The 21,175-nt window shown below is 68.5% G+C and carries 23 protein-coding genes; 12 read left to right on the top strand and 11 right to left on the bottom strand.

Annotated elements, in window-relative coordinates; genetic code table 11:
- Positions 1 to 52: 52 nt before the first annotated feature.
- Positions 53 to 397, bottom strand: a complete 345-nt coding sequence (locus AB0F44_RS22715; RefSeq protein ID WP_357358942.1) for a hypothetical protein — start codon at positions 395 to 397, stop codon at positions 53 to 55.
- 475 nt (positions 398 to 872) lie between these two features.
- Positions 873 to 2,372 carry a carboxylesterase family protein gene (locus AB0F44_RS22710; RefSeq protein WP_357358941.1) on the bottom strand — a complete coding sequence of 500 codons (1,500 nt, stop codon included), beginning with the start codon at positions 2,370 to 2,372 and terminating at the stop codon, positions 873 to 875.
- Between the two features lie 120 nt (positions 2,373 to 2,492).
- Here AB0F44_RS22710 and AB0F44_RS22705 point away from each other — a divergent pair, with 120 nt between their 5' ends.
- The 3 genes from AB0F44_RS22705 (at position 2,493) to AB0F44_RS22695 (ending at position 6,780) form a co-directional block, all read left to right on the top strand.
- Positions 2,493 to 5,039 (top strand): glycoside hydrolase family 3 C-terminal domain-containing protein, encoded by a 2,547-nt coding sequence (locus AB0F44_RS22705; protein WP_357358940.1) that lies wholly within the window; start codon positions 2,493 to 2,495, stop codon positions 5,037 to 5,039.
- A gap of 101 nt (positions 5,040 to 5,140) precedes the next feature.
- Complete coding sequence (locus AB0F44_RS22700) at positions 5,141 to 5,758, top strand: TetR/AcrR family transcriptional regulator (RefSeq protein ID WP_357358939.1); 618 nt, start codon at positions 5,141 to 5,143, stop codon at positions 5,756 to 5,758.
- Between the two features lie 221 nt (positions 5,759 to 5,979).
- Complete coding sequence (locus tag AB0F44_RS22695; protein WP_357358938.1) at positions 5,980 to 6,780, top strand: alpha/beta fold hydrolase; 801 nt, start codon at positions 5,980 to 5,982, stop codon at positions 6,778 to 6,780.
- A gap of 60 nt (positions 6,781 to 6,840) precedes the next feature.
- Here AB0F44_RS22695 and AB0F44_RS22690 read toward each other — a convergent pair whose 3' ends face one another.
- Genes AB0F44_RS22690 through AB0F44_RS22680 form a run of 3 tightly spaced genes read right to left on the bottom strand, consistent with a single transcriptional unit; the run spans position 6,841 to position 9,916 of the window.
- Positions 6,841 to 7,641 (bottom strand): enoyl-CoA hydratase-related protein, encoded by an 801-nt coding sequence (locus tag AB0F44_RS22690; protein ID WP_357358937.1) that lies wholly within the window; start codon positions 7,639 to 7,641, stop codon positions 6,841 to 6,843.
- Entirely contained in the window at positions 7,638 to 8,681 is a 1,044-nt protein-coding gene (locus AB0F44_RS22685; protein WP_357358936.1) for a TIGR03617 family F420-dependent LLM class oxidoreductase, read from the bottom strand. Before AB0F44_RS22685 ends, AB0F44_RS22690 begins: the two co-directional genes overlap by 4 nt.
- Entirely contained in the window at positions 8,678 to 9,916 is a 1,239-nt protein-coding gene (locus tag AB0F44_RS22680) for a sulfotransferase (RefSeq protein WP_357358935.1), read from the bottom strand. Before AB0F44_RS22680 ends, AB0F44_RS22685 begins: the two co-directional genes overlap by 4 nt.
- 27 nt (positions 9,917 to 9,943) lie before the next feature.
- On the opposite strand from AB0F44_RS22680, the gene AB0F44_RS22675 reads away from it, so the two are divergent.
- Together AB0F44_RS22675 and AB0F44_RS22670 are read left to right on the top strand one after the other, a co-directional pair.
- The gene (locus tag AB0F44_RS22675; protein WP_357358934.1) at positions 9,944 to 10,540 is read left to right on the top strand and encodes a TetR/AcrR family transcriptional regulator; all 597 of its coding nucleotides are present in this window, start codon (positions 9,944 to 9,946) and stop codon (positions 10,538 to 10,540) included.
- Complete coding sequence (locus AB0F44_RS22670; RefSeq protein WP_357358933.1) at positions 10,537 to 11,691, top strand: DUF1214 domain-containing protein; 1,155 nt, start codon at positions 10,537 to 10,539, stop codon at positions 11,689 to 11,691. Before AB0F44_RS22675 ends, AB0F44_RS22670 begins: the two co-directional genes overlap by 4 nt.
- A gap of 24 nt (positions 11,692 to 11,715) precedes the next feature.
- Here the strand turns inward: AB0F44_RS22670 and AB0F44_RS22665 are convergent, their stop codons facing one another.
- Both AB0F44_RS22665 and AB0F44_RS22660 read right to left on the bottom strand, forming a co-directional pair.
- A complete protein-coding gene (locus AB0F44_RS22665; RefSeq protein ID WP_357358932.1) occupies positions 11,716 to 12,150 on the bottom strand; it encodes an anthrone oxygenase family protein in 435 nt (144 codons plus the stop codon).
- Positions 12,147 to 12,935, bottom strand: coding sequence for an NmrA family transcriptional regulator (locus AB0F44_RS22660; protein ID WP_357358931.1), 789 nt, complete (start codon positions 12,933 to 12,935; stop codon positions 12,147 to 12,149). Before AB0F44_RS22660 ends, AB0F44_RS22665 begins: the two co-directional genes overlap by 4 nt.
- 73 nt (positions 12,936 to 13,008) lie before the next feature.
- On the opposite strand from AB0F44_RS22660, the gene AB0F44_RS22655 reads away from it, so the two are divergent.
- On the top strand, positions 13,009 to 13,920 hold the full coding sequence (locus AB0F44_RS22655) for an AraC family transcriptional regulator (protein ID WP_357358930.1): 912 nt from the start codon (positions 13,009 to 13,011) through the stop codon (positions 13,918 to 13,920).
- Between the two features lie 98 nt (positions 13,921 to 14,018).
- Positions 14,019 to 14,489 carry a MarR family transcriptional regulator gene (locus AB0F44_RS22650; RefSeq protein WP_357358929.1) on the top strand — a complete coding sequence of 157 codons (471 nt, stop codon included), beginning with the start codon at positions 14,019 to 14,021 and terminating at the stop codon, positions 14,487 to 14,489.
- Here the strand turns inward: AB0F44_RS22650 and AB0F44_RS22645 are convergent, their stop codons facing one another.
- From AB0F44_RS22645 to AB0F44_RS22635, 3 genes are read right to left on the bottom strand one after another with little or no spacing between them, the layout of a single operon-like run.
- Positions 14,490 to 15,140 (bottom strand): NAD(P)H-binding protein, encoded by a 651-nt coding sequence (locus tag AB0F44_RS22645; protein WP_357358928.1) that lies wholly within the window; start codon positions 15,138 to 15,140, stop codon positions 14,490 to 14,492.
- On the bottom strand, positions 15,137 to 15,823 hold the full coding sequence (locus tag AB0F44_RS22640; RefSeq protein WP_357358927.1) for a CE1759 family FMN reductase: 687 nt from the start codon (positions 15,821 to 15,823) through the stop codon (positions 15,137 to 15,139). The genes AB0F44_RS22645 and AB0F44_RS22640 overlap by 4 nt, the downstream gene beginning before the upstream one ends.
- Complete coding sequence (locus AB0F44_RS22635; protein WP_357358926.1) at positions 15,823 to 17,010, bottom strand: CE1758 family FMN-dependent luciferase-like monooxygenase; 1,188 nt, start codon at positions 17,008 to 17,010, stop codon at positions 15,823 to 15,825. The genes AB0F44_RS22640 and AB0F44_RS22635 overlap by 1 nt, the downstream gene beginning before the upstream one ends.
- A 96-nt stretch (positions 17,011 to 17,106) precedes the next feature.
- Between AB0F44_RS22635 and AB0F44_RS22630 the strand changes: the two genes are divergently transcribed.
- From AB0F44_RS22630 to AB0F44_RS22615, 4 genes are all read left to right on the top strand, one after another.
- Entirely contained in the window at positions 17,107 to 17,424 is a 318-nt protein-coding gene (locus AB0F44_RS22630) for a GNAT family N-acetyltransferase (protein WP_357358925.1), read from the top strand.
- A gap of 2 nt (positions 17,425 to 17,426) precedes the next feature.
- Complete coding sequence (locus AB0F44_RS22625) at positions 17,427 to 17,669, top strand: (4Fe-4S)-binding protein (RefSeq protein ID WP_357358924.1); 243 nt, start codon at positions 17,427 to 17,429, stop codon at positions 17,667 to 17,669.
- Positions 17,666 to 18,220: a hypothetical protein gene (locus tag AB0F44_RS22620; protein WP_357358923.1), complete on the top strand. Its 555-nt coding sequence runs from the start codon at positions 17,666 to 17,668 to the stop codon at positions 18,218 to 18,220. Before AB0F44_RS22625 ends, AB0F44_RS22620 begins: the two co-directional genes overlap by 4 nt.
- An 82-nt stretch (positions 18,221 to 18,302) precedes the next feature.
- On the top strand, positions 18,303 to 19,145 hold the full coding sequence (locus AB0F44_RS22615) for an alpha/beta hydrolase (protein WP_357358922.1): 843 nt from the start codon (positions 18,303 to 18,305) through the stop codon (positions 19,143 to 19,145).
- Between the two features lie 134 nt (positions 19,146 to 19,279).
- Here AB0F44_RS22615 and AB0F44_RS22610 read toward each other — a convergent pair whose 3' ends face one another.
- Entirely contained in the window at positions 19,280 to 20,032 is a 753-nt protein-coding gene (locus tag AB0F44_RS22610) for an SDR family oxidoreductase (RefSeq protein WP_357358921.1), read from the bottom strand.
- Positions 20,033 to 20,174: 142 nt separating this feature from the next.
- Between AB0F44_RS22610 and AB0F44_RS22605 the strand changes: the two genes are divergently transcribed.
- Positions 20,175 to 21,131: an AraC family transcriptional regulator gene (locus AB0F44_RS22605; RefSeq protein ID WP_357358920.1), complete on the top strand. Its 957-nt coding sequence runs from the start codon at positions 20,175 to 20,177 to the stop codon at positions 21,129 to 21,131.
- The last annotated feature ends 44 nt before the right edge of the window (positions 21,132 to 21,175 follow it).

Genomic DNA, 21,175 nt, shown 5'->3' with positions numbered 1-21,175 from the left:
AGGAAGAGCGCCCAGTCCGTAGACCAAGCGCTCACTCCCCAAGCCGAACCGATCACCGCCCGCGTGGACCTCGCTCACCGAACTCCGGATCCACGTACTCCTCATCGCCCAGCTTCGCCGCGACCTTCGTCCTCAGCCGCAGATCCGGAAATTTCCGCCAGACCTTCCGGCGCCGGCCCAAGACCGCATCCTCGACCTCAGCCTCGACCACCTCGTCCGGAGCGCCCATCGCGTCTACCAGCGCCACAGCATCGGCACGTCGATTTGCACGGTTCACCTGAGCCTTCCTGCGCGGAACCGCCTTCCGAGCGGCCTTGTCGTTGTTGCCGTAGTTCGAACGGCGGTCGCGATCCAGGCTCAGCCGCTTCTTCTCCTGCGGGTTCTTCACGCGACTCATGCCCTGAACGGTAGAGGAGGGCGACGTCGGGCTGCTCGCAATTTCGGGTTGTTGGCTGATGACGAGGGAGGAGGACGGGTTGCTACCGGCGAGGACACACCCCGCGACACCTCGAGGCATGGTGGAGTTGGGCAGCGTGGGGGCAAGCCCCCCGCCAAGGGGGCCAGATGCCGGAATGGGTGACGCTACGCCCCCGCGATACGGACTCCCAGTGTGTGGGGGAGGTTGCTAACGCTTCTGCTAACAGGGTCCCCGGACGATCCCGGACGATTCCGGAGAATCGAGCCCGCCGAGGAGTGGCGCTGAGCGTTGAGCGGATCGCGGCGGACAGGGCTCAAGTGCCTACGGATCAGAAGGTTTGGGGTTCGAATCCCTACAGGCGCGCAGAACACGAAAGGCCCCTGACTAGGCGATAAGCCGGGTGAGGGGCCTTCTTCATGCCCGCGCCCTCGGTGCTCGGCCTGACGCTCGTTGGTCAGATGCTGAGCAGTGGACGTACGCCGGCGTAGCCGTCGGGATCGGTTCGGCTGCTGGTGTCGAAGATGTGCGTGCTCGGCTCGGCGGATGTGAACCGAGGCCAGCCCGGGTCGCCGTGCTGCACGAAGGAGACGGCGCGGGCGTGTAGGTCGTCGGCGAGCGCTTGGGGTGGGGCGTTGCCGGTGACTGCTTCGACGCCGGGGGCGTCGAGGCAGTCGAAGAAGAAGGGCACGTCGAGGCAGTGCACGGCACTGTCGTACTTCGGTGACGGCCAAGAGAAGCGGTAGAGCCACATCGGCGCCTCCGCACGGGACTCGGCGATGGAGAGCGCAAGTGCCCGGAAGGTACGGTCGGTGATGTAGCGACCGAGGATGGCGGCATTGCCCCGCCGGATGACGTCATCGTTCGCGGCGAGATAGGCGGTGCGCTGGTGGCCCTTGAGGCCCGCGAGGCCGAGGAGGAGACGGGCGGGCACGAACCGCAGTTGGGCCTTGATCCGGTGGAGGAGCATCGTGAACTCGTCATCGGTGGCGCCCAGGACCAACGGCTTGTCGGCGCCGATGCCGGCGCGGATCGCCTCGAGGGCCGGACGGGGCACGAGGTCGCCATCGACGACCGGCGCGAGAGGGAGTCCGTCGTCCAGGAACTTCTTAAGCAGGCTCAGTGGATTGCCCCGCATCGCGGTCCGCATCGCCTTCATCTGCAGCTCGAGGATCTCGGCCTCGGTGAGGGAGGCCAGCGCGGCACGCGTCGGCTCGACGCCAGCGGCCGACACCAGGGACCGGCCGTACCCCTCGGCGCGCGCGAGGGACAGGTCGGCGGTGGTACCGGAGATGCTGAAGGCGGCATGGAAGAGCCCCTGGGCTCGCGGCATGCCGAGCAGGGTGAGCACGGCGCCGCCTCCGGCGGACTGTCCGACGAGGGTCACCCGGCCGGGATCGCCGCCGAAGGCTGCGATGTTCTCCTGCACCCACTCCAGCGCCAACAGCCAGTCGAGGACGCCGCGGTTGTGCGGGGCGTCGGCGATCCAGCCGAAGCCGTCGAAGCCGAGGCGGTAGGAGATCGACACCGTGATGACCCCGTCTCGGTTGAACTGCGCGCCGTCGTACCAGGGACTGGCGGGCGAGCCTGCGAAGAAGCCGCCCCCGTGGATGTAGACGAGGACCGGCAGGTCGGCGCCGGTCGTCGGGGTGGGCGTGAAGACATTCACGTTGAGGGTCGACTCTCCAGGGATGGAGGGCTCGGGGATCAGTGTCGGTCCCGCGTTCCCACGCTGCGCGGTGGCGCCGAAATCGGTCGCTGGGTGCACCCCGGGCCAAGGCCGATGGGGGACAGGAGCCGCGAAGCGCAGGTCGCCCACCGGTGGCTCGGCGAACGGGATGCCCAGGAAGGCGGCCGACCGATGGCCATCCCGGTCGATGCGCCACGAGCCCTGCACCCGGCCCGCGCTGGTGTCAACCTCGGGATCGGTGCGGGGCAGGGCGTTGCTCGACGACATCTGCGACTCCTCGGTACGTCCCACTCGATGTTCCTCGAACGGCGATCCCGGTAGACTAACTTACTTAGGCTTAAGTTAGTAGGGCGCTACGCGCCATCGCCGATGCATCAGGAGGCCCCTATGTCCGTGAACGCCGCTGCCGAGAACGCCGTCCACTCGCCGGACGAAGACGTGGCACAGGAGCTGCGGGACCTGCTCCGGCGTCTCGACCTGCCTGCCAAGGTGCGGCTGCTGACCGGCTCGGGCTTCTGGACCCTCCACGAGGTCGAGGACATCGGGTTGAGGTCGATCGTCGTGTCCGACGGCCCGGCCGGAGTGCGCGGGGTCGTCTGGGATGAGCGGGAGCCGTCCCTGAACCTGCCGTCGGGCAGCGCCCTGGCGGCCACCTGGGACGAGTCGCTCGCCCGGGCGTACGGCGACCTGCTGGGTCGTGAGGCCCGGGCGAAGGGGGTCGACGTGGTGCTCGGCCCCACGATCAACCTCCACCGGTCGCCGTACGGCGGCCGGCACTTCGAGGCGATGTCCGAGGACCCTCTGTTGACCGCGCGGCTGGCCGCCTCGTACGTGGAAGGGATGCAGGCCCACGGAGTCGCCGCCTGCCTGAAGCACTTCGTTGCCAACGACTACGAGATCGAGCGCAACACGGCCAGCTCGGAGGTCTCGGACCAGGCGCTGCGCGAGGTGTATCTGGCCGCATTCGAACGTGCGGTGGTCGACGCCCGCGCGTGGATGGTGATGTCGGCGTACAACCGAGTCAACGGCACCACGATGAGCGAGCACCCCTTGTTGCGGGACCCGTTGAAGTCGGAGTGGGGCTTCGACGGCGTCGTGGTCTCGGACTGGGTCGCCGTGAGCTCGACCGAGGCCTCGGCGAACTCGGCTCAGGACATGGTGATGCCGGACATGTTCAGTCCCTGGGGCGACGCCCTCGTCGCCGCGGTACGCGAGGGGCGGGTCTCCGAGGAGACCATCGACGACAAGGTGCTGCGCCTGCTCCTGCTGGCCACCCGTGTCGGTGCGCTGGACGGCCATGATGAGCGTACGGAGCCCTCGGTCCTGCCGGCGCCCCAGGTGCGCGACCTGCTGACCGGTCTCGGTGCCGAGGGCATGGTCCTGCTCGCGAACGACGGCACTCTGCCGCTGGCGACGTCGCCGTCCTCGGTGGCGCTGATCGGTCCCAACGCCTGGGCGATCCGCACGCAGGGCGGCGGAAGCGCGACGGTGAATCCCGAGCACGTGGTCTCACCGCTGGAGGGCCTGAGCACGCGGTTCCCGAACGCCGAGGTCACGTTCGCGATGGGGATCGAGGCGCCGAGCGGGATCTTCGCGCTGGCGAGCGAGCAGATGTACGACCCGATCGACGAAACGGCGGGCATCCACGCCACCCTGTACGGCGCTGATGGCCGCGTCCTGGTCGACGAGGCGCGGCAGAGCGCGGAGCTGACCTGGCTCGGGACGCTGCCCGAGGACGCGGCCAGCCTGGTGCTGCAGACCCGATACACGCCGATGCGGACAGAACGGTGCGACGTCGGCATCGCCTGCGCTGCTGCTGTCCGCGTCGAGGTCGACGGCGCACTGGCCCTGGACACCGGCGAGGGCAGGAGCAGCCGGACGTCGGCACCCCTCGAGTCGCAGGCGGGTGCCCCCGATTCCGAGGTGATCATGCCCGACGTCGCCGAGCTGCTCTTCGCTCCGCCGGTGAGCACGGTTCCGGTCGAGCTCGTCGCAGGTCGTCCGGTCGAGCTCACAGTGACGTGCGACCTCACGACCGCGCCGTTGCCGATGGTGCATGCGATCACCGTCGGTGTGGCTCCTCGCAGCGGTGCGGCGGAGGAGATGCTTCTCGAGGCAGTCCAAGCCGCGTCCCGAGCCGATGTCGCGATCGTCGTCGTCGGTACGAGCTCGCGCACGGAGAGCGAGGGATTCGACCGTACGACGTTGGCGCTGCCCGGTGACCAGGACCGCCTGGTCGAGGCAGTGGCCGCAGCGAACCCCCGCACCGTGGTCGTGGTGAACTCCGGCAGTCCGGTGCTGATGCCGTGGCGCGACGGGGTGGGGGCGGTGCTTGTCGGGTGGTTCGGCGGGCAGGAGATGGGCGCGGCGATGGCCGAGGTCATCGCCGGGGACCGCGAACCCGGGGGTCGGCTGCCGACGACCTGGCCGGCCGACGAGCGCACGGTTCCGATTGGGCCCGACCGGCCCGTCGAGGGGCTCGTCGACTACGCCGAAGGGGTCCACATCGGCCACCGGGGCTGGCTGCGGACCCGGGCCGAGCCCGCGTACTGGTTCGGCCACGGGCTCGGCTACACGACGTGGGCACTCTCGGAGCTCGATCACCCGTCCACCTCCCCGGCAGGGGAAGGTCTCGACCTCGAGGTCACGGTCGAGAACACCGGTGACCGGGCCGGGAAGCAGGTCGTCCAGGTGTACCTCAGCCGTGAGCAGAGCGAGGCTGATCGCCCGGCGCGATGGCTGGCCGGGTACGCCGTTGTCCGGCTCGGCGCCGGCGAGCGCTCCCGGGTCCGGATCCGGATCGAGGAGCGCGCGCTCGCCACATGGCACCATGACGGCTGGTGGCACGAACCAGGGAGGTTCGGGATCCATGTCGGGACCAGCGCGGCAGCCCTCGTGCTCGCCGGCACCGTCGACATCGAGGGTGCCGCGTAGTCCCCGGCGCCTTGCCTGCCTTCGACCCGGAGTTGAGTTGCGGGAGGTGGTCGAGTGAGGTGCCCCGCTCGGCCGCCGACCGCCGTCATAGGCTCGTCCTCATGGCAACCACGCAGTCGGCCGAACGCACAGGGAGGGCGTCCCGTGCGCGCATCATCGAGATCGCCTTCGAGCACTTCGCGGCGAACGGGTACCGCGGGACGTCGATGACGAAGATCGCGGCGGAGGCCGGGATGTCCCACCCCGGCCTTCTGCACCACTTCCCCAGCAAGGAGATCCTGCTCGAGGCGGTCCTGAAGGCCCGCGACGAGCACGACCTGGACTCGACCGACCTGACGCCTGAAGCCCTGAGCGAGATGGAGTTCGACGAGCTCCTCACCGCCTTCGAAGGCGTGGTTCGCCACAACGCGAGGCAGCGGAACCTCGTCCAGTTCTCCCACCTCATCGCAGCGGAGGCAACCGGCGCGGACCATCCGGCCCATGACTGGGTTCTCGGCCGGATGGTCAAGTTCCGTGAGCTCTGCATCGGCTCGATCGAGCGCAGTATCCAGGTCGGGACCGCCAGAGCCGACGTCGACGCGGGGCAGGTGACGGCGATGCTGATCGCGGCGTCGGAGGGCCTCGAGAACCAGTGGTTGGTCGACTCCTCGGTCGACCTGGTGGGCGGCTTCGTCTGCTTCGCGAACCTGCTGCGGGAGTACGTCGCCGTTCCCGCCTGACCCGAGCGCTGCCCGCGACGCTTGTGACGTTCCTCGGTGCCTGAGCGGCACCGGCGGAACGCTGGAGACGTCTGCCCTTGCCATCTGACTTAAGCGTAAGTAAGTTAGCTGTGTGACGCAGGCCACTTCGGCCTGCCAGTCGGTGGTGCCATGCGTCGGGACGACACAGGGCGACCGACGGATGAGATGAGGAGAACATCTTGCGCGCAACACCGAAATGCGTGTCCCGGTTGGCTACGGCGCTGGCGTTCAGCTGCGCGGCCGCCCTCATGGCCGCGACCACGGCAACGCCGGCAGTGGCAGAGACGCCCGCCCCCACCTTGAACAACTGGGACTGCAAGCCCAGTCCCGATCACAAGACGCCCGTCATCGTCGTGCACGGCACGATGGGCGACAGCGTCAGCCTCCTGGAGAACCTCCACGCCGCGTTGCTCGGAGAGGGCTACTGCGTCTTCGCGCTCGACTACGGCAACCGGGGAACCGGTCCGATCGCCGATTCGGCCGCGGAGCTCTCCGTCTTCGTGGACCGCGTGCTCGCTGCGACCCACGCCCAGAAGGTGAGCTTCGTCGGGCACAGCCAGGGCGGCATGATGCCGCGCTACGACCTGAAGTACCTCGGCGGTCAGGGCAAGGTGGACGATCTGGTCGGGGTGGCGCCGTCCAACCACGGCACCTATCACTGGCTGCTGCTCGGGATCGCCGGTGTCGTCTGCCCTGCCTGCGCGCAGCAGGGCAACGGTTCGCCATTCATCACCGATCTCAACTGGGGTGACGAGACGCCCGGTGACGTGAGCTACACCAACGTCATCACCCAGTACGACGAGATCGTGGTCCCGTCCACCTCGGGTTATCTGTGGGGTTTCCCTGACCAGGTTTCCAACCTGAAGATCCAGGATTACTGCCCAACCACCTTCGTCGAGCACATCGGCATCCCCAGCAACCCGACGGCGATCGCCATGGCGCTGGACGCACTCGCGCACTCGGGTCCGGCCCAGTCAATGCGCAGCTATCCCTGCTCCTGATCTGACTGTAGGCACAGGCCGGGCCGGGACAGCCGTCCCGCCCGGTCTGTGCCCGACCCACTACTGCCCGAGGTCGGCCGTGAGGTCCGAGACCTGGTAGGACCACCTCGGAGTACGCCGTTCGCGCCAGGCGGCCGGTCCCTCGACGGCGTCCGGATGACCTATCAGCAGCCGATGTGCGCGGGTCTCCTCGTGCTCGACCTGCTCGGCGGGCAGGGCGGACCAGAGCAGGCGTTTGCTCAGCGCGAGGGCTGCCGGGCTCACGTTGAGGGCGACATCGCGCGCCACGGCCAAGGCTGCAGGCAGTACATCGTCGGCCGCCAGGGCTTGGTTGGCCAGCCCCCGCGCGACCGCCTCCGCGCCTCGAATCGTACGACCGGTGAGCAGCATGTCAGCGGCGACCGCGGTGCCCGCGAGCCGCCGGAGGGTGTAGTGGCTCTGGGCGTCGCCGATCATGCCGCGGCGTACCTGCGGGATGGCGAGCTTGGCGTCCTCTGCGACCAGGCGCAGGTCGCACTGCAGCGCCAGGGTCAGCCCGATGCCGATCGCGTGGCCGTTGACGGCGGCGATGACGAGCTTGTCGACCTGCCAGGACGGCGGTTGCACCGGAGAGGCCGAGAACTCGACGTCCGGCTCGGCGAAGGCGGAGGAGCCGGAGCTGAGGTCGGCGCCCCCGCAGAAGGCCGTCCCGGCGCCGGTGATGACGACCGCACGAATCCCGTCGTCGGCATCGCAGGTGCGCAGTGCCGCGCTCAGGGAGCGCGCGGTGACGCGCGAGAACGTGTTGAGCCGCTCGGTGCCGTCCAGGGTGATCAGTGCGACGCCGTCGTCGTCGACGGTCAGCGTCGCCTCGGTGCTCACCGGGCGGCTCCGCTCGGCGGCGCGAGCGCCGCTACCAGCTCGGCGATGAGTGCGGGCGACGGGTCGTGGCCGGGGAAGTAGCAGCAGACCCGCTGCGCGTAGGAGCCGAACCGCGCGATCAGCTGCCGCGCGCAGTCCTCCGGGGTGCCGACGATCGCCAGCTCGCTGAGGAGGCCATCGTCGATGAGGTGAGTCTTCGCAGCCAGGTCCCCGGTCCGAACCGCGTTGCCGAGCTCGAGTTGGAGCTCGGGTCGGCCCTCCACCTCGAGGACGGGCCGGTACGCCGGGGTGGAGGCATAGAAGGCGAGCAGGCGTCGTACTCCCTCGATCGCCTGCGACAGCTCGTCGGGGTCGTCGGCCATGGCGAGAATCGCCTGCGGATGGATCGAGAAGTCGCCGGGGCCTTCGCGGCGGCGGAGACCCTCCTCGATCGCGGGCAGCGTGCGCTCGCTGAAGTGCCGAGGCGTGTTGAACGGCATCACCAGCAGGCCGTCAGCGACCTCGGCAGCGGTGCGGGTCATCACCGGCCCCAGCGCTCCCAGCAGTACGGGAGGGGTGCCGAACGGGTTGGGTCCGGGGTCGAATGTCCGCGGCATCAGGTCGATACGCGTGTAGCTGCCGGCGAAGGCCAGCGGCGTGCCGTACTGCCATGAGTCCAGCACCGCCTTGACCGCCTGCACCCGATCTCGCATCTGGGCAGCGGGCCGGTCCCAGGTGCTGCCGTGACGGCGTTCGATGTGCGCCTTGACCTGGGACCCGAGCCCCAGGCGGAACCTGCCCTGGGAGAGAACCTGCAGGTCGTACGCCGCGTGCGCGAGGTGGACGGGGCTGCGGGGTAGTGCGATCGCGACGTTGGTCATCAGGTCGATCGGACCGCAGTTCGTCGCGGCGACGGCGAGAGAGAGGAAGGGGTCGTGGGCGCCCTCGAAGGTGAACAGCCCGGCGACACCTGTCGCGGCCAGCTCCTGTGCGCGGGCGGCGACCTGCTCGGGGGGAGCATCGAGCCGGAGGTCGACCTCGAGTCGGGCGAGCGGCGTCACGCCAGGAACCTTTCAGAGTAGGGCTCGAACCGAGTCCGCAGCTGGTCGAGGTCGAGACCGAGGTCCTCAGCGCGGTAGTCGATGGTCCCGAGACGGCCTCGGACGTGGGCCTCGAGGTAGTCGGCCATGTTGTCGCGAGCGCGGTCGCTCACGACGTCGCCGGCGAGCCGGATCACCTGCGCCGCCGTATCGAGCTCGTCGGCCATGAAGTCGTCGAACCGGACGTCGGTGCAGGTGAGATCGCGCACGCGGTCGCGGTCATGGACCAGGGTGGTGAGCATGGTGTCGAGGCGATCGCTCCAGTAGCGGCCGGTCCCGACCGCGTCGACGGGGTCGGTGCTCATGCGCCGGCTGTAGGCGACCATGGTGGCCATCGACACGGCGACTCTGGCGGGGTCTCGGTGCGTGAGCGCGATGGTGGCGCCGGGAAACACCTCGGCCAGTGCCGGGAGCTGCTCGAGGTGCTGAGGGCTCTTGAGCAGCCACCGCTTGCCGCCGTCGAGGAACTGCAGCGCCTGCAGCTGAAGCCGCAGATATCGATAGTGCGGCGCCTGGTCGCGCTCGAGGTAGTAGTCCCGCCAGGCCGGCACGTCCGCGAGCGTTTCGAAGAGCATCGAGGAGAAGTCGTTGGCGAGCAGCTGGATCTCCTCGTGCACGTGATCGGTCGTCATCTCGTGCATGAGGGGGAACAGCGGCAGCGCCTGGTGCAGGAAGTCGATGCCCTGGTCGCACCGCGCCCGCCTGGGGTCGGGCGTGAGCCCTGCCTCGGACGGGACGGGGAACGGCTCGAGGCTCTCCCAGTAGGGAAGCGTACGGAACAGGCCGCTCGCGGCCAGCAGGTTGTGCAGGTGGGTGGTGCCGGTCCGGGGGAGGCCGGCGATGACCACCGGCGGTGCGATCTCGACCTCGTGGATCTCTGGATGATCGCGCAGCAGTCGCTGGAGCAGGGCCCGGTTCTTGAGCAGCTGCACCAGCTGCGCGTGCACGATCACCCGGCCCCAGTCCGTGGTGTCCGGAATGTCGTTCAGTGCGCCGAGGAGCACGTCGAGCCGCTCCCGGTAGTCCTGCGGACCGAAGTCGTCCAGGCCGGTCTGCACCGTTGCTGCGGCGTGCAGGCTCTCGGAGGTCAGAGGGAGGTCTGCGGCCATCGACCCGATGAGGCCGTGGATCTCCGTGACCTCGGGTGGGAAGTGGGGGGAGGACAGGTCGTCGACTCGAGCCTGTTGCTGTGGCATGCCTATTACGTTACGGTTCATAACGTAATGAATGCAACGACTTCTGAGACAAAGAACGCGGGACGGCCGCGCGACCGCCGGATCGACGAGGCCGTCCTCGCGGCGACGCGTGAGCTTCTGCTGTCGGAGGGGTACGCAGGTCTGTCCCTCGCCGCAGTCGCTACCCGGGCAGGCACCAGCACCCCCGCGATCTATCGGCGGTGGCCGACCAAGGTGCACCTGGTGCACGAGGCTGCGTTTCCTGCTGAGCTCGCGCAGGGAGAACCCGCCACGGGCGACCTTCGGTCCGACATCCAGGCCATCGTGCGGGCTACGGCGGCGCTCTTCTCGGACCCTGTCGTTCGGGCTGCGCTGCCGGGCCTCGTCGGTGATCTGCACCCGCATCCCGTGCTTCACCAAGAGCTGATGGCGCGGTTGTGGACGGCCCACATCGACCAGCTGCAGCAACAGCTGGACGCTGCGGCGGGATCCGAGGTGGCCCGCGCTGCGGTCCGGGCCGAGCACGTCCTCGGCGTCATCGGCGGGAGCGCCCTTCTCGGCGTACTCACGCCGAACGGGCAGGAGCTCGACGACGCCTGGGTGAATGCCATCACGACGCTCGTCCTGGAAGGAATCACCCCATGAACCCGACCCGCTGGCAGTCCACCGAGGCCTGGCATGAGCTGCTGGCAGGGCTGGGCGAGCTCGAGGAGACGTTTCTCGCCGGAGAGCGAGCCGTCGACGGTGAGTCCGCTGTCGTCGACGGTTACCGGATGCTCACGACCACCCTCGGTGTCGGCCTCGACACGTATCTCTACGCGGAGCGGAGCCGGCCGGTCTTCATCCAGACCGTGACGCCGTTCCGACGGGACCGGCGCTGGGGCGGCGACAACACCGACGCATGGTACTCCTACGCGCCGATCGACCCCCGGCGGACGTACGTCGTCTCGGGCAACCGTGGCGACAGCGTCTACTTCTCCCTCACCGTCTACAACGAGCCGTCGCCGGGTGCCTGGTCAGACCGTGTGATCGGGGTGCTCAACGACTCCGACCTCGACTTCGACGACGACGGGAACTTCCGCCTGCTGCTGGCGCCGGAGCGGCCGGCGGACTGGGACGGCCCATGCATCGTCCTGGCCGACGACGCAGCGGTCGCGTTCACTCGCGACTACCAGTCCGACCCGCTGCACGGGCGGCCGGTGACCTGGCGGATCGACGCGGTCGACCCGCCCGAGCCCATCGTCAGGAGCGATGCAGCAACTGCGGCGGCGCTCCGGTCGGTGCTCACCTGGCTGCGCACGATGACGGCCGTCGTCCCGACCCGGCTCGGGGAGCGGGTCGAGGCCGACCGTCTGGAGCTCGGCCACAACGTCTCCGAAGCCGCCAATGCGTTCGCAGAGCCCTACCAGGTGCCGGACTTCAACTTCGGCTGGTCGGCCACCGACGCCTGCTACTCGTTCGGTAGCTACGACCTGGCGCCGGACGAGGCGCTCGTGGTGACCCACCGACCGCCGCGCTGCCGATTCTGGAACATCAACATCTGGAACCAGTTCATGGCCGGCCACACCGCCATCGACGGGCGTACGTCGGTCAACATGAGCACCGCCCGACCCAACGCCGACGGCACCGTGACCGTCGTCATCGCACGTACGCAGCTGGACCACCCCAACGCGATCTCGACCCTCGACCAGCCCCGCGGGAGCCTTGCCTTCCGATGGTTCCTCGCTGACTCTGTCCCGCAGCGCCCCGTCGTACGCCTGATCCCTGCGAGCGATGCACCTTCCGGTCTCGAGTAGGTCAGGAGGCGCATGCTCGGGCGTCTAGGCTCGATCCGCGATCGTCCCGGGCAGGCTGAGAAGGACGAACGCACCGGTTGCGGTGAGGGTTCGCAGGGTGTGGAAGATCAGCCACGGCTTCTCGAACGAGGACACAGCTCCGCCATTCGCCAGGGCGTCGTTCAGCGGCAGGTTCGCCGCAAAGGTGATGACGACGGCGGCGACGGCCAGGCAGGCGGCGGTGATGGAGAGCGGGCTCCGGTGCCATCCGAGGAGGATCAGGGCCAGGAGCGGGGCGCCCAGGAAGAAGGCCAGGAACACCGGGTTGACGATGACCACGTTGAGCCGGTTCATGACCCGTGCGTAGACCTCGTCCGGCTGGCCGTGCAGCGCCGGCATGAAGGCGACCAGGAAGGCGATGTAGATGCCGGCGGTGACGCCGTTGAGCAGTCTCGCGCCCGTGAGTACGACTTCGCTCATGACTGCTCACCCCGGTCCAGGTCGTCGATGCTTCGAGCAGCGCGGCCCAGGACCGTCTCGACGTCGCCGGTCACGTATGCGTTGCGTCCATCGAGAACCTCCTCGAAGAGGTACGCCAGCCCGGCCGCGTCGGGCGCCGGCAACCCGGCCGCGGTCAGGACCGCGACGTAGTCCTCGGTGGGCATCGAGCGGTACCTGACCGCGGGCCCGCCGATGGCGTGCGCGGCCTCCTCGAAGGTGAGCAGCTGAGGCCCGGTGAGCTCCAGGACCCGGCCGACGTACCCCTTGTCGAGGAGGGTTGCGACGGCGACGTCGGCGATGTCGTCGGCGTCGACGAACGGCTCGGCGACGGTGTGCTCGACCATGGTGAGCGACCCGGCCGCGAGCTCGTCCGCGAACGCACCTTCGGTGAAGTTCTGCAGGAAGAAGGCCGAACGCAGGATCGTCCACTCGGCACCCGAGGCCATCATGGCCTGCTCGGCTCGCTGGGCACCTTCCTCGCCGCGGCCGGAGAGCAGTACGAGTCGGCTGCAGCCGGCGGTGACCGCCTGGGCGGCGAACGCACCGATGATCTCGTCGGCGCCAGGTAGGCCGAGGTCGGGCTGGAAGGTCAGGTAGGCCGACTCGCAACCGTCGATGGCCTCGGCCCAGGTGGTCCGGTCGTGCCAGTCGAACCGGGGTGCCGAGTGGCGGGTGACCGCCCGCACGGCGTGGTCGAGGGTCTGGAGGCGGCGGGCGGCGCGCTGGCCGGTCTTGCCGGTGGCGCCGGTGATGAGAGTTGTCATGCCTCTAATCTGGTCTGCGGGGAGCGACGATGGAATACGTTCGGCGCCAGGTAGCATGCGTTATCGTCTCACCATGTCGTCACTGGATCTGCTCATGGATGGTCCACGGGCCCAGGCCGCCTTCCTGCTGAAGGCCGTGTTCGCCGGGGAGTGGTCGATCACCGCCGAGGACGAGGTGCCGCTCACGGTCATCGCGATCGCACGCGGCCAGGCGGTCTTCACCGGCTGCGAGGGACCGCAGGAGGTGGCGGCAGGTGACGTGATCGTGTGCCGCGGACCGGCGACCTACGTCATTGCCGACTCGGCCGATCGCCCTGCCGACATCCGGATCCTGCCCGGCCAGGTCTGCGTCGACCCGAACGGGGCGCTGCTGGCCGAGGAGCTGGCCTTGGGCGTACGCACGTGGGGGAACAGTCGCTCGTCGGAGGCGACCGTGATGCTCATCGGGACCTATGAGCGCGAGACCTCGGTGGGCTCGCTGCTGCTGTCCCGGCTGCCGACCAGCGTGGTGCTGCGCGGTTTCGACACTGCCGTCCTCGACCTCCTGTCGGCGGAGCTGGTGCGTGAGGAGGCCGGCCAGGCGGCCCTGCTCGACCGGCTGCTGGACGTACTCGTGGTCAAAGCCGTGCGTGAGGTGCTCGCGGCCTCCCCGGCCCTTCCTGCTGACGAGGCGGTGGCCGCGGTGCTGCGGGCGATGGAACGGCACCCCGAGCTGCCCTGGACCGTCGCCGGCCTCGGTAAGCAGGTCGGTCTCTCCCGAGCCGCACTGGCCCGGCGCTTCACCGAGCAGGTCGGCGAGCCACCGCTGGCGTACCTGACAAGGTGGCGGCTCGCTCTGGCCGCGGACCTGCTGATCGGCACGGACCTGACCCTGTCGGCGATCGCCGCCCGCGTCGGCTACGCCAACCCGTTCGCCCTCAGCGCCGCCTTCAAGCGCCACCACGGCACCTCACCGACCTCCTTCCGGAGCCGCCATGTGGCCTGAAGCCCTGTCCGCAAGGAGCCCGCGGGGATCGTTATTACGTCAAGCAACTACCCGCTAGCCTCGTTGGTATGGATGGTCGGCGTGCAGCAGCTGGGGAGGTGGCCCCGCTGTCGCCCGAGGAGGAGACTGCCTGGCGTGCGTTGGGGCGGGCAGTCGTGGTCATTCCGCGGGTGCTCGAGGCCGATCTCATGCAATCGGAGGGCCTGAATCTCACGGAGTACACCGTGCTGATGAACCTGTCCGAGGCTCCCGAGCGTTCGTTGCGTATGAGCGAGCTCGCCAACTACGTAGCGATCTCGGTCAGCGGGCTGACCCGCGTCGTGGAGCGGTTGGAGCGGACGGGATTGGTCGAGCGGGTCCGTTCGACGGCGGACGGTCGCGGCCAGTTGGCACGCTTGACCCCGGCCGGATTGAAGTGTCTGAAGGAGGCTTGGCCGGTCCACCTGGAGAGCGTCCGGCGCCACGTGATGGATCATCTCCAGAACGTCGATCTGGCCGCGTTCGCCGATGCTCTCGCGGCGATCGCTCAGGCCGAGGTCGGACCGCCGGTTCGTCGCCGCGGCCGCTGATCAGTAGACGTTGGCCCGGACAGCCTCACGGATCGGGGTGGTGCCGGTGTTGAGCTCGAGGATCTGTCGTCGGATGCGTGGCTCGAGAAGCAGTTCGGTGAGGGTATCGGCCACGTCGGCGCGGGCGATCTCGCCGTGGGCCTCGGCGGGGCCGAGTGAGATCGTGCCGAGCGCGGGGTCGTCGACAAGGAGCGAGGGGCGGAGGATCACCCAGTCGAGGTCGCTGCGGGTGACGGCGATGTCGGCCTGCTTCTTGACGGCGAAGTAGTACTCGACCTCGTCCGGGTTGTCCCGCTCGCGCCACGACTCGGGGAGGACAGAGACCAGTACGAACCGTCCGACTCCCGCCAGGCGTGCAGCCTCCAGAGCCTTGGTGACGCCGTCGCCATCGATCGCCTTGGTGACTTCGCGGGCGCCGCCGTTGGAGCCTGCGGTGTAGACGATCGCATCCGCTCCAGCTGCGGCGCGGGCGAGGTCCGAGGCTGACATCGTGCTCAGTTCGCCGAGGGCGGTCTCGACGCCGCGGGCAGCGAGATCGGCTCGCTGTGCCGGCTTTCTGACCAACCCGTGGACCTCGGTCCCGCCCGCGGACAGCTTGTCGGCCAGCTGAGCGCCGATCGCCCCGCTGATGCCGAGAATGAATACCTTCACGTTTCTTGCTTCCTTTCGCCGCCAGCCGCGAGACGCATCAGGTCGGTCGAGAAGTCGACATCGTCGACCGATCGTGGCGCGCCCGCGGCGTTGCCGCCGAACTGATGTCGATGGCGGCCCCAGTTCTGTTGGGCGATCTGGGGGCCGGTGCCGTTCCGCAGGAAGATGGCCAGCTCGCCGGCCGCTCGGGAGATCCGGTCGCCGAGGTCCGGTGAGCCCCAGTCCTCGGGGGCGGCGTACAGGGATGTCGGCATCGGGATCGCACGCAGGAACGCGAACAGTGGCCGGAGCTGCTCGTCGACGACCATGGCGTGCCGGCTCGTGCCTCCGGTGGCGGCCAGGATGACGGGCTTGGCGATGAGCAGGTCGTTGTCGAGAAGGTCCGCGAAGGACTTGAACAGCCCGCTGATCCCGGCCTTGTAGACCGGGGTGCTCGCGATGATCGCGTCAGACTCCGCGAGGGCGTCGATGGCGGCGGTGACCTTTCGATTCGGCATGCCTGAGACCAGCGCCTGGGCGATGTCGACCGCGATCGTCGACAGATCGATCGAGCGGAACGTCGCGCTCAGATCGGACGCGCCCAGGGCGTCGGCACTGCGTTGGGCCGCTCGGTCGGCGAGGAGCCGGCTCGAGGACGGGTCGCTGACGCCGGCGGTGAGGACTGCGATGGTCACGTCGTTCATCACAGCGCCGCCGGGAACTGGGCGGCGACGGTCGGGTCGCTGTCCTGGTAGGGGGAGGGGCCGGACAGGTTGTCGCCCCGATTCGGGTTGGGCCGCGGCTGGCGAGGCTCGCCGTCGCCGTACTTGGCTGCGACCAACGAGGCATGGGTCGGTGCCTCGGGAACGCCTGGCGCGCGGCGCGACTCCATCTCCTTGCGCAGAACTGGGACGACCTCGGTTCCGAGGATCTCGACCTGCTCCAGTGCGACCTCGACAGGCAGGCCCATGCTGTCGACCGAGAAGAGCTGGCGCTGATAGTCCCCGAAGCCTTCCTGGAACGTCAGCGTCTTGTCGATGACCTCCTGCGGGCTGCCGACCGTCAGCGGCGTACCTGTCATCCAGTCCTCAAGGCGCGCTCCGCGGAAGACGGGGAAGGCCTCGAAGTACGGGCGGAACCTTTCGACCGCATCCTGCGACCGGCGGGCGATGAACGCCTGCCCGCCGAGGCCGACGATCGCCTGTTCCGCAGTGCCGTGGCCGTAGTGCTCGAACCGCTTGCGATAGAGGTCGACGAGCGGCTTGAACGCGAGGTTCGGGGCCAGGATGTGATTGGCGAAGAAGCCGTTGCCGTAGTACGCCGCCTGCTCGGCGATCTCAGGAGTTCGGATCGAGCCGTGCCAGACGAACGGCGCGACATCGTCCAGTGGTCGCGGCGTCGAGGTGAAGCCCTGCAATGGAGTCCTGAACTTGCCCTCCCAATCCACGACATCTTCCCGCCACAGCCGGTGGAGAAGGTTGTAGTTCTCCAGCGCCAGGGCAACGCCCTGGCGGATGTCCTTCCCGAACCAAGGGTAGACCGGAACGGTGTTGCCCCTTCCGAGCATCACGTCGAGCCGGCCATCGGCGACGTGCTGGAGCATCGCGTAGTCCTCGGCGACCTTGACGGGGTCGTTGGTCGTCATCAGGGTCACCGAGGTGCTGAGGATGATTCGCTCAGTCAATGCCGCGATGTGACCTAGCAGGGTCGTGGGCGACGAAGGGATGAACGGCGGGTTGTGGTGCTCCCCGATAGCGAAGACGTCCAGGCCCACCTCGTCGGCCCGCTGCGCGATGCGGACGATGTTGCGGATGCGCTCCGCTTCGCTCTGGGTGTAGCCGGTGGTCGGGTCTTGGGTGACGTCCCCGACGCTGAAGATCCCGAACTGCATGATGCGTGGTCCTAACCCTCGAAGGAGCAACTTGCCTGCGCGAGTAGAATACTTGTGCGCACAAACAAATACGCAGACGCCGAGTAAGGACGAGAGATGACAGACATCGATATCGAGGTCGCACATGCGCCAGAGCGCCTGCGCTACGAAGCACGCGTGGGCGGATCCGTGGTGGGGTTCGCGGAATACATCCTCGCCACCGACCTGATCGTGTTCACCCACACCGAGGTCGACCCGGCCTACGAGGGGAAGGGCGTCGGCTCCGCCATCGCCAGGTTCGCGCTCGACGATGTCCGCGACGGCAGCCAGCGCAAGGTGATGCCGCTGTGCCCGTTCATCAAGGGCTGGATCGGTAACCACCGCGAGTACGTCGCACTCGTGAAGCGTGTGCCCCCGTCGACGGCGAAGGACTGACCATGGCGCGCAAGACCTACACCGGGCCTGTCGTCGACGTCTCCTTCGACGGTGATGTGTGTCAGCACGCGGCCGAGTGCGTACGTGGGATGCCCGCCGTCTTCGACCCTGCCGAGCGGCCGTGGATCGATCCCACGCAAGCCGGTTCGGAGGGAACCGCTCAGACCCTGCGAGAGGTGATCGGGCGCTGCCCCTCCGGCGCCCTTCGCGTCGTCGAGCACCCTGACGGGTCGTGGTCGGCATGAACATCACAGTGATCGGCCGCGGCAACATCGGCGGCGGACTGGCCGGTCTGTGGGAGCGCGCCGGCCACCAGGTGAGCAGGCTGGGGCGAGCCGGTGGTGACGCCAGCGGCGCCGAAGCCGTTCTGCTCGCCGTCCCAGGAGCCGCGGTAGAGGCAGCGCTGTCATCGGTCGCCGGGCTCGCGGGCAAGACCGTGCTCGACGCCACCAACCTCTACGGCGACGCGCGGCCGCCGGCCGGGTTCTCCTCCAACGCCGAATACGTCAAGTCGGTGACCGGCGGGACCACGGCCAAGGCGTTCAACACCAACTTCGCCTCGCTCTTCGGCCGGGTCGCCGGTGCTCGCGTACGACCGAGCAACCTGTGGTCCGGCGACGATCAGGCCCACGACGTCGTCAGCCAGCTCAGCCACGATGCTGGGTTCGACGCGGTCCGCCTGGGCGACTTGAGCATGGCCGCCACTCAAGAGGGTCTCGCCGGCACGATCTTCGCGATCTCGCAGTCCGGCCTCGGCGAGTTCGTCTACCGCATGGCACCACCCGAACACCTCTGACCCCTACGTCGGTCTCGCCGCCTGCATGCACACCCACGAATGAGCTGCCAGCGTCGTGCTGGTCATACAGAAGGGAAAGATGATGGCTTTTATCACTGTTGGGCAGGAGAACAGCACGCCGATCGAGCTGTACTACGAGGATCAGGGAACCGGACAGCCCGTGGTGCTCATCCACGGGTATCCGCTGAACGGCCACAGCTGGGAGAAGCAGACGCGCGGGCTGCTCGCGGCGGGCTACCGGGTGATCACCTACGATCGCCGCGGCTTCGGGCGCTCGTCCAAGGTCGGCAGCGGCTACGACTACGACACCTTCGCCGCCGACCTGAACACGGTCCTCGAGACCCTCGAGCTGAGCGACGTCGTACTCGTGGGCTTCTCGATGGGCACCGGTGAACTCGCGCGGTACGTCGCCCGATACGGGCATGAGCGCGTCGCGAAGCTCGCGTTCCTCGCGTCCCTCGAGCCGTTCCTCGTTCAGCGCGACGACAATCCCGAGGGCGTCCCGCAGGACGTGTTCGACGGCATCGCCGCGGCCGCCAAGGACGACCGCTACGCCTGGTACACCCAGTTCTTCAAGGACTTCTACAACCTGGACGAGAACCTCGGCTCTCGGATCAGCCAGGAGGCCGTCACCGGCAGCTGGAACGTCGCGATCGGCAGTGCGCCGGTGGCCGCGTACGCAGTCGTCCCGGCCTGGATCGAGGACTTCCGCAGCGATGTCGACGCGGTTCGCGCAGCCGGCAAGCCGACGCTGATCCTGCACGGAACGAAGGACAACATCCTTCCCATCGACGCTACGGCACGCCGTTTCCGCAAGGCGGTCCCTGACGCCGACTACATCGAGGTCGAGGGTGCTCCTCATGGCCTCCTGTGGACCCACGCGGACGAGGTCAACGCTGCCCTCGAGGAGTTCCTCCGCAGATGATCAGCGGCGCTGTGGGCGCGGGCGCCTCCAGGAGAGCGCTGACCAGCCGTCGCCCGGGCGCTGTGAGCAGCGACCGGGCGACGACGTCGATGGCCACATCGGTGGAACGGCTCGCGACCTTCTCAGGTCTGGGCTCAGGTCTGGTTCTCTCCGCCGTCGACGTAGAGGTTCGAGCCGACGACGTAGCTGCTCTGCTCCGAGGCCAGGAACGCCACGACCGCGGCCGCCTCCTCGGGCTGACCCATGCGGCCCTTGGCCACGGTCGCTGCGACATGCTCCTTCATGGCCCGGGCGGTCTCCTCGTCCCCGAAAGCCGCGGTGCCCCCAGGGGTCTCGATCCATGCAGGCGAGACCACGTTGACGCGGATGCCGCGACCCTTCAGCTCGGTGGACCAGGTCCGTGCGAACGACCGGACCGCCGCCTTCGACGCTGCGTACGCACCGAACGCCTCCATGCCACGATCGGCCGCCGTGGACCCGGTCAGGATGACCGAGGCGCCGTCGTTGAGCAGCGGGAGCGCCTTCTGCACGGTGAACAGTGTGCCTCGGGTATTGACCCCGAAGGTCTGGTCGAAGTGCTCCTCGGTGGTCTGCTCCAACGTCACGAACGTGCCAACCGCCGCGTTCGCCACGAGCACGTCCAACCCGTTGCCGGCGGCCCGGACCGCGTCGTAGAGCCGGTCCAGGTCGGCCAACTTGGAGATATCGCCAGTCACGCCCGTCGCTCGGTCCGATCCGATGGTCTTGACGGCGGCCTCCAGTTCGGCCTCACGCCGCCCGGTGACGAACACATACGCGCCCTCGTCCGCCAGTCGCACGGCGGCGGCGAGGCCGATCCCGCTGCTTCCGCCGGTGACTACCGCGGTCTTGCCGTCCAAATGTCCCATGTGAGTCTCTCCATCATTTCTCTTGCCGTCGCGGACCTTCGTGTGCCGGTGATCTACCTGCGACATCGATACTGCGACGCGATTGCAGTAAGATCCATAATTCAGAGTCCTCTATTCTTTACGCATCGTCCAGGAGGTGGTCGTGCTCGGCTTCCAGGATCCGGTGGCTGACGCGATCGGCCTGCTCAAGCCCCGCACGGTGATCGGGCCCAGCCTCCGCGCTGTGGGGGAATGGGCATTGAGCTTCGAGGCGTTCCTGCACGTGCGGATCGGTGGTCTGGTACGCGGCAGATGCTGGCTGATCCTCGAAGGGCATGAACCGGTGCTCCTGCGCGAGGGTGACACCTTCATGCTGGGCAACCCGCCGCCGTACGTGCTGGCCAGCACGCCCGACGCCAGCCCGCGCCCGGCGGAGGCGGTGTGGGCGGGCGCCGAGGACGGGTTCGTCCGGATCGGCCCGGAGTCCGAGGACGACCTCTACCTCTGCGTCGGGCACATCGCGTTCGACGACCAGAACGCGGCCCTCCTGACCGATCTACTGCCACCGCTCGTGATCGTCCGCGCTGCTGATCCTCATGGCAGCCGACTCGGTCAGCTGATCGATCTCCTGGCCACCGAGGTCGGGGTCGTCGCCGCCGGCGGCCCGCTGGTGCAGAACCACCTCGCACAGATCCTGCTGGTTCACATGCTGCGCGCTCACGCCGGCCAGACCGACCGGCCCACCGGCTGGCTGGGCGCCCTGAACGAGGACGGCATCGGCGCCGCTCTACGTGCAGTGCACGCGGACGTGGCCCACTCCTGGAACCTCAACGAGCTCGCCGAGATCAGCCACATGTCGCGCTCCGCGTTCGCCCAGGCCTTCAAGAGCCACGTCGGGGTCCCGCCGCTGGAGTACCTCATTCAGTGGCGCATGAGCCTCGCTCGCGACGCCCTCGCCCGCGACGCGCTGTCGATCTCTGAGCTCGCACGAGCCACCGGCTACCAGTCCGAGAGCGCGTTCAGCACCGCGTTCCGCCGTGTGGTCGGCTCATCGCCCGCGAAGTTCCGGGACCAGGAACGCGGTCGTGGAGGACCACGGCGCCGGAGTCTCCAGTCGTGACCTGCTTCCAGTCCGGTGCAGCAGGAGTGGGGCCGGCGAGATCC

It is taken from the genome of Nocardioides sp. NPDC023903 (genome assembly GCF_040639295.1).
GTDB lineage: Bacteria > Actinomycetota > Actinomycetes > Propionibacteriales > Nocardioidaceae > Nocardioides.
The sequence above is the reverse complement of the archived record's forward strand: the minus strand, read 5'-3'. Positions and strand labels throughout refer to the sequence as shown.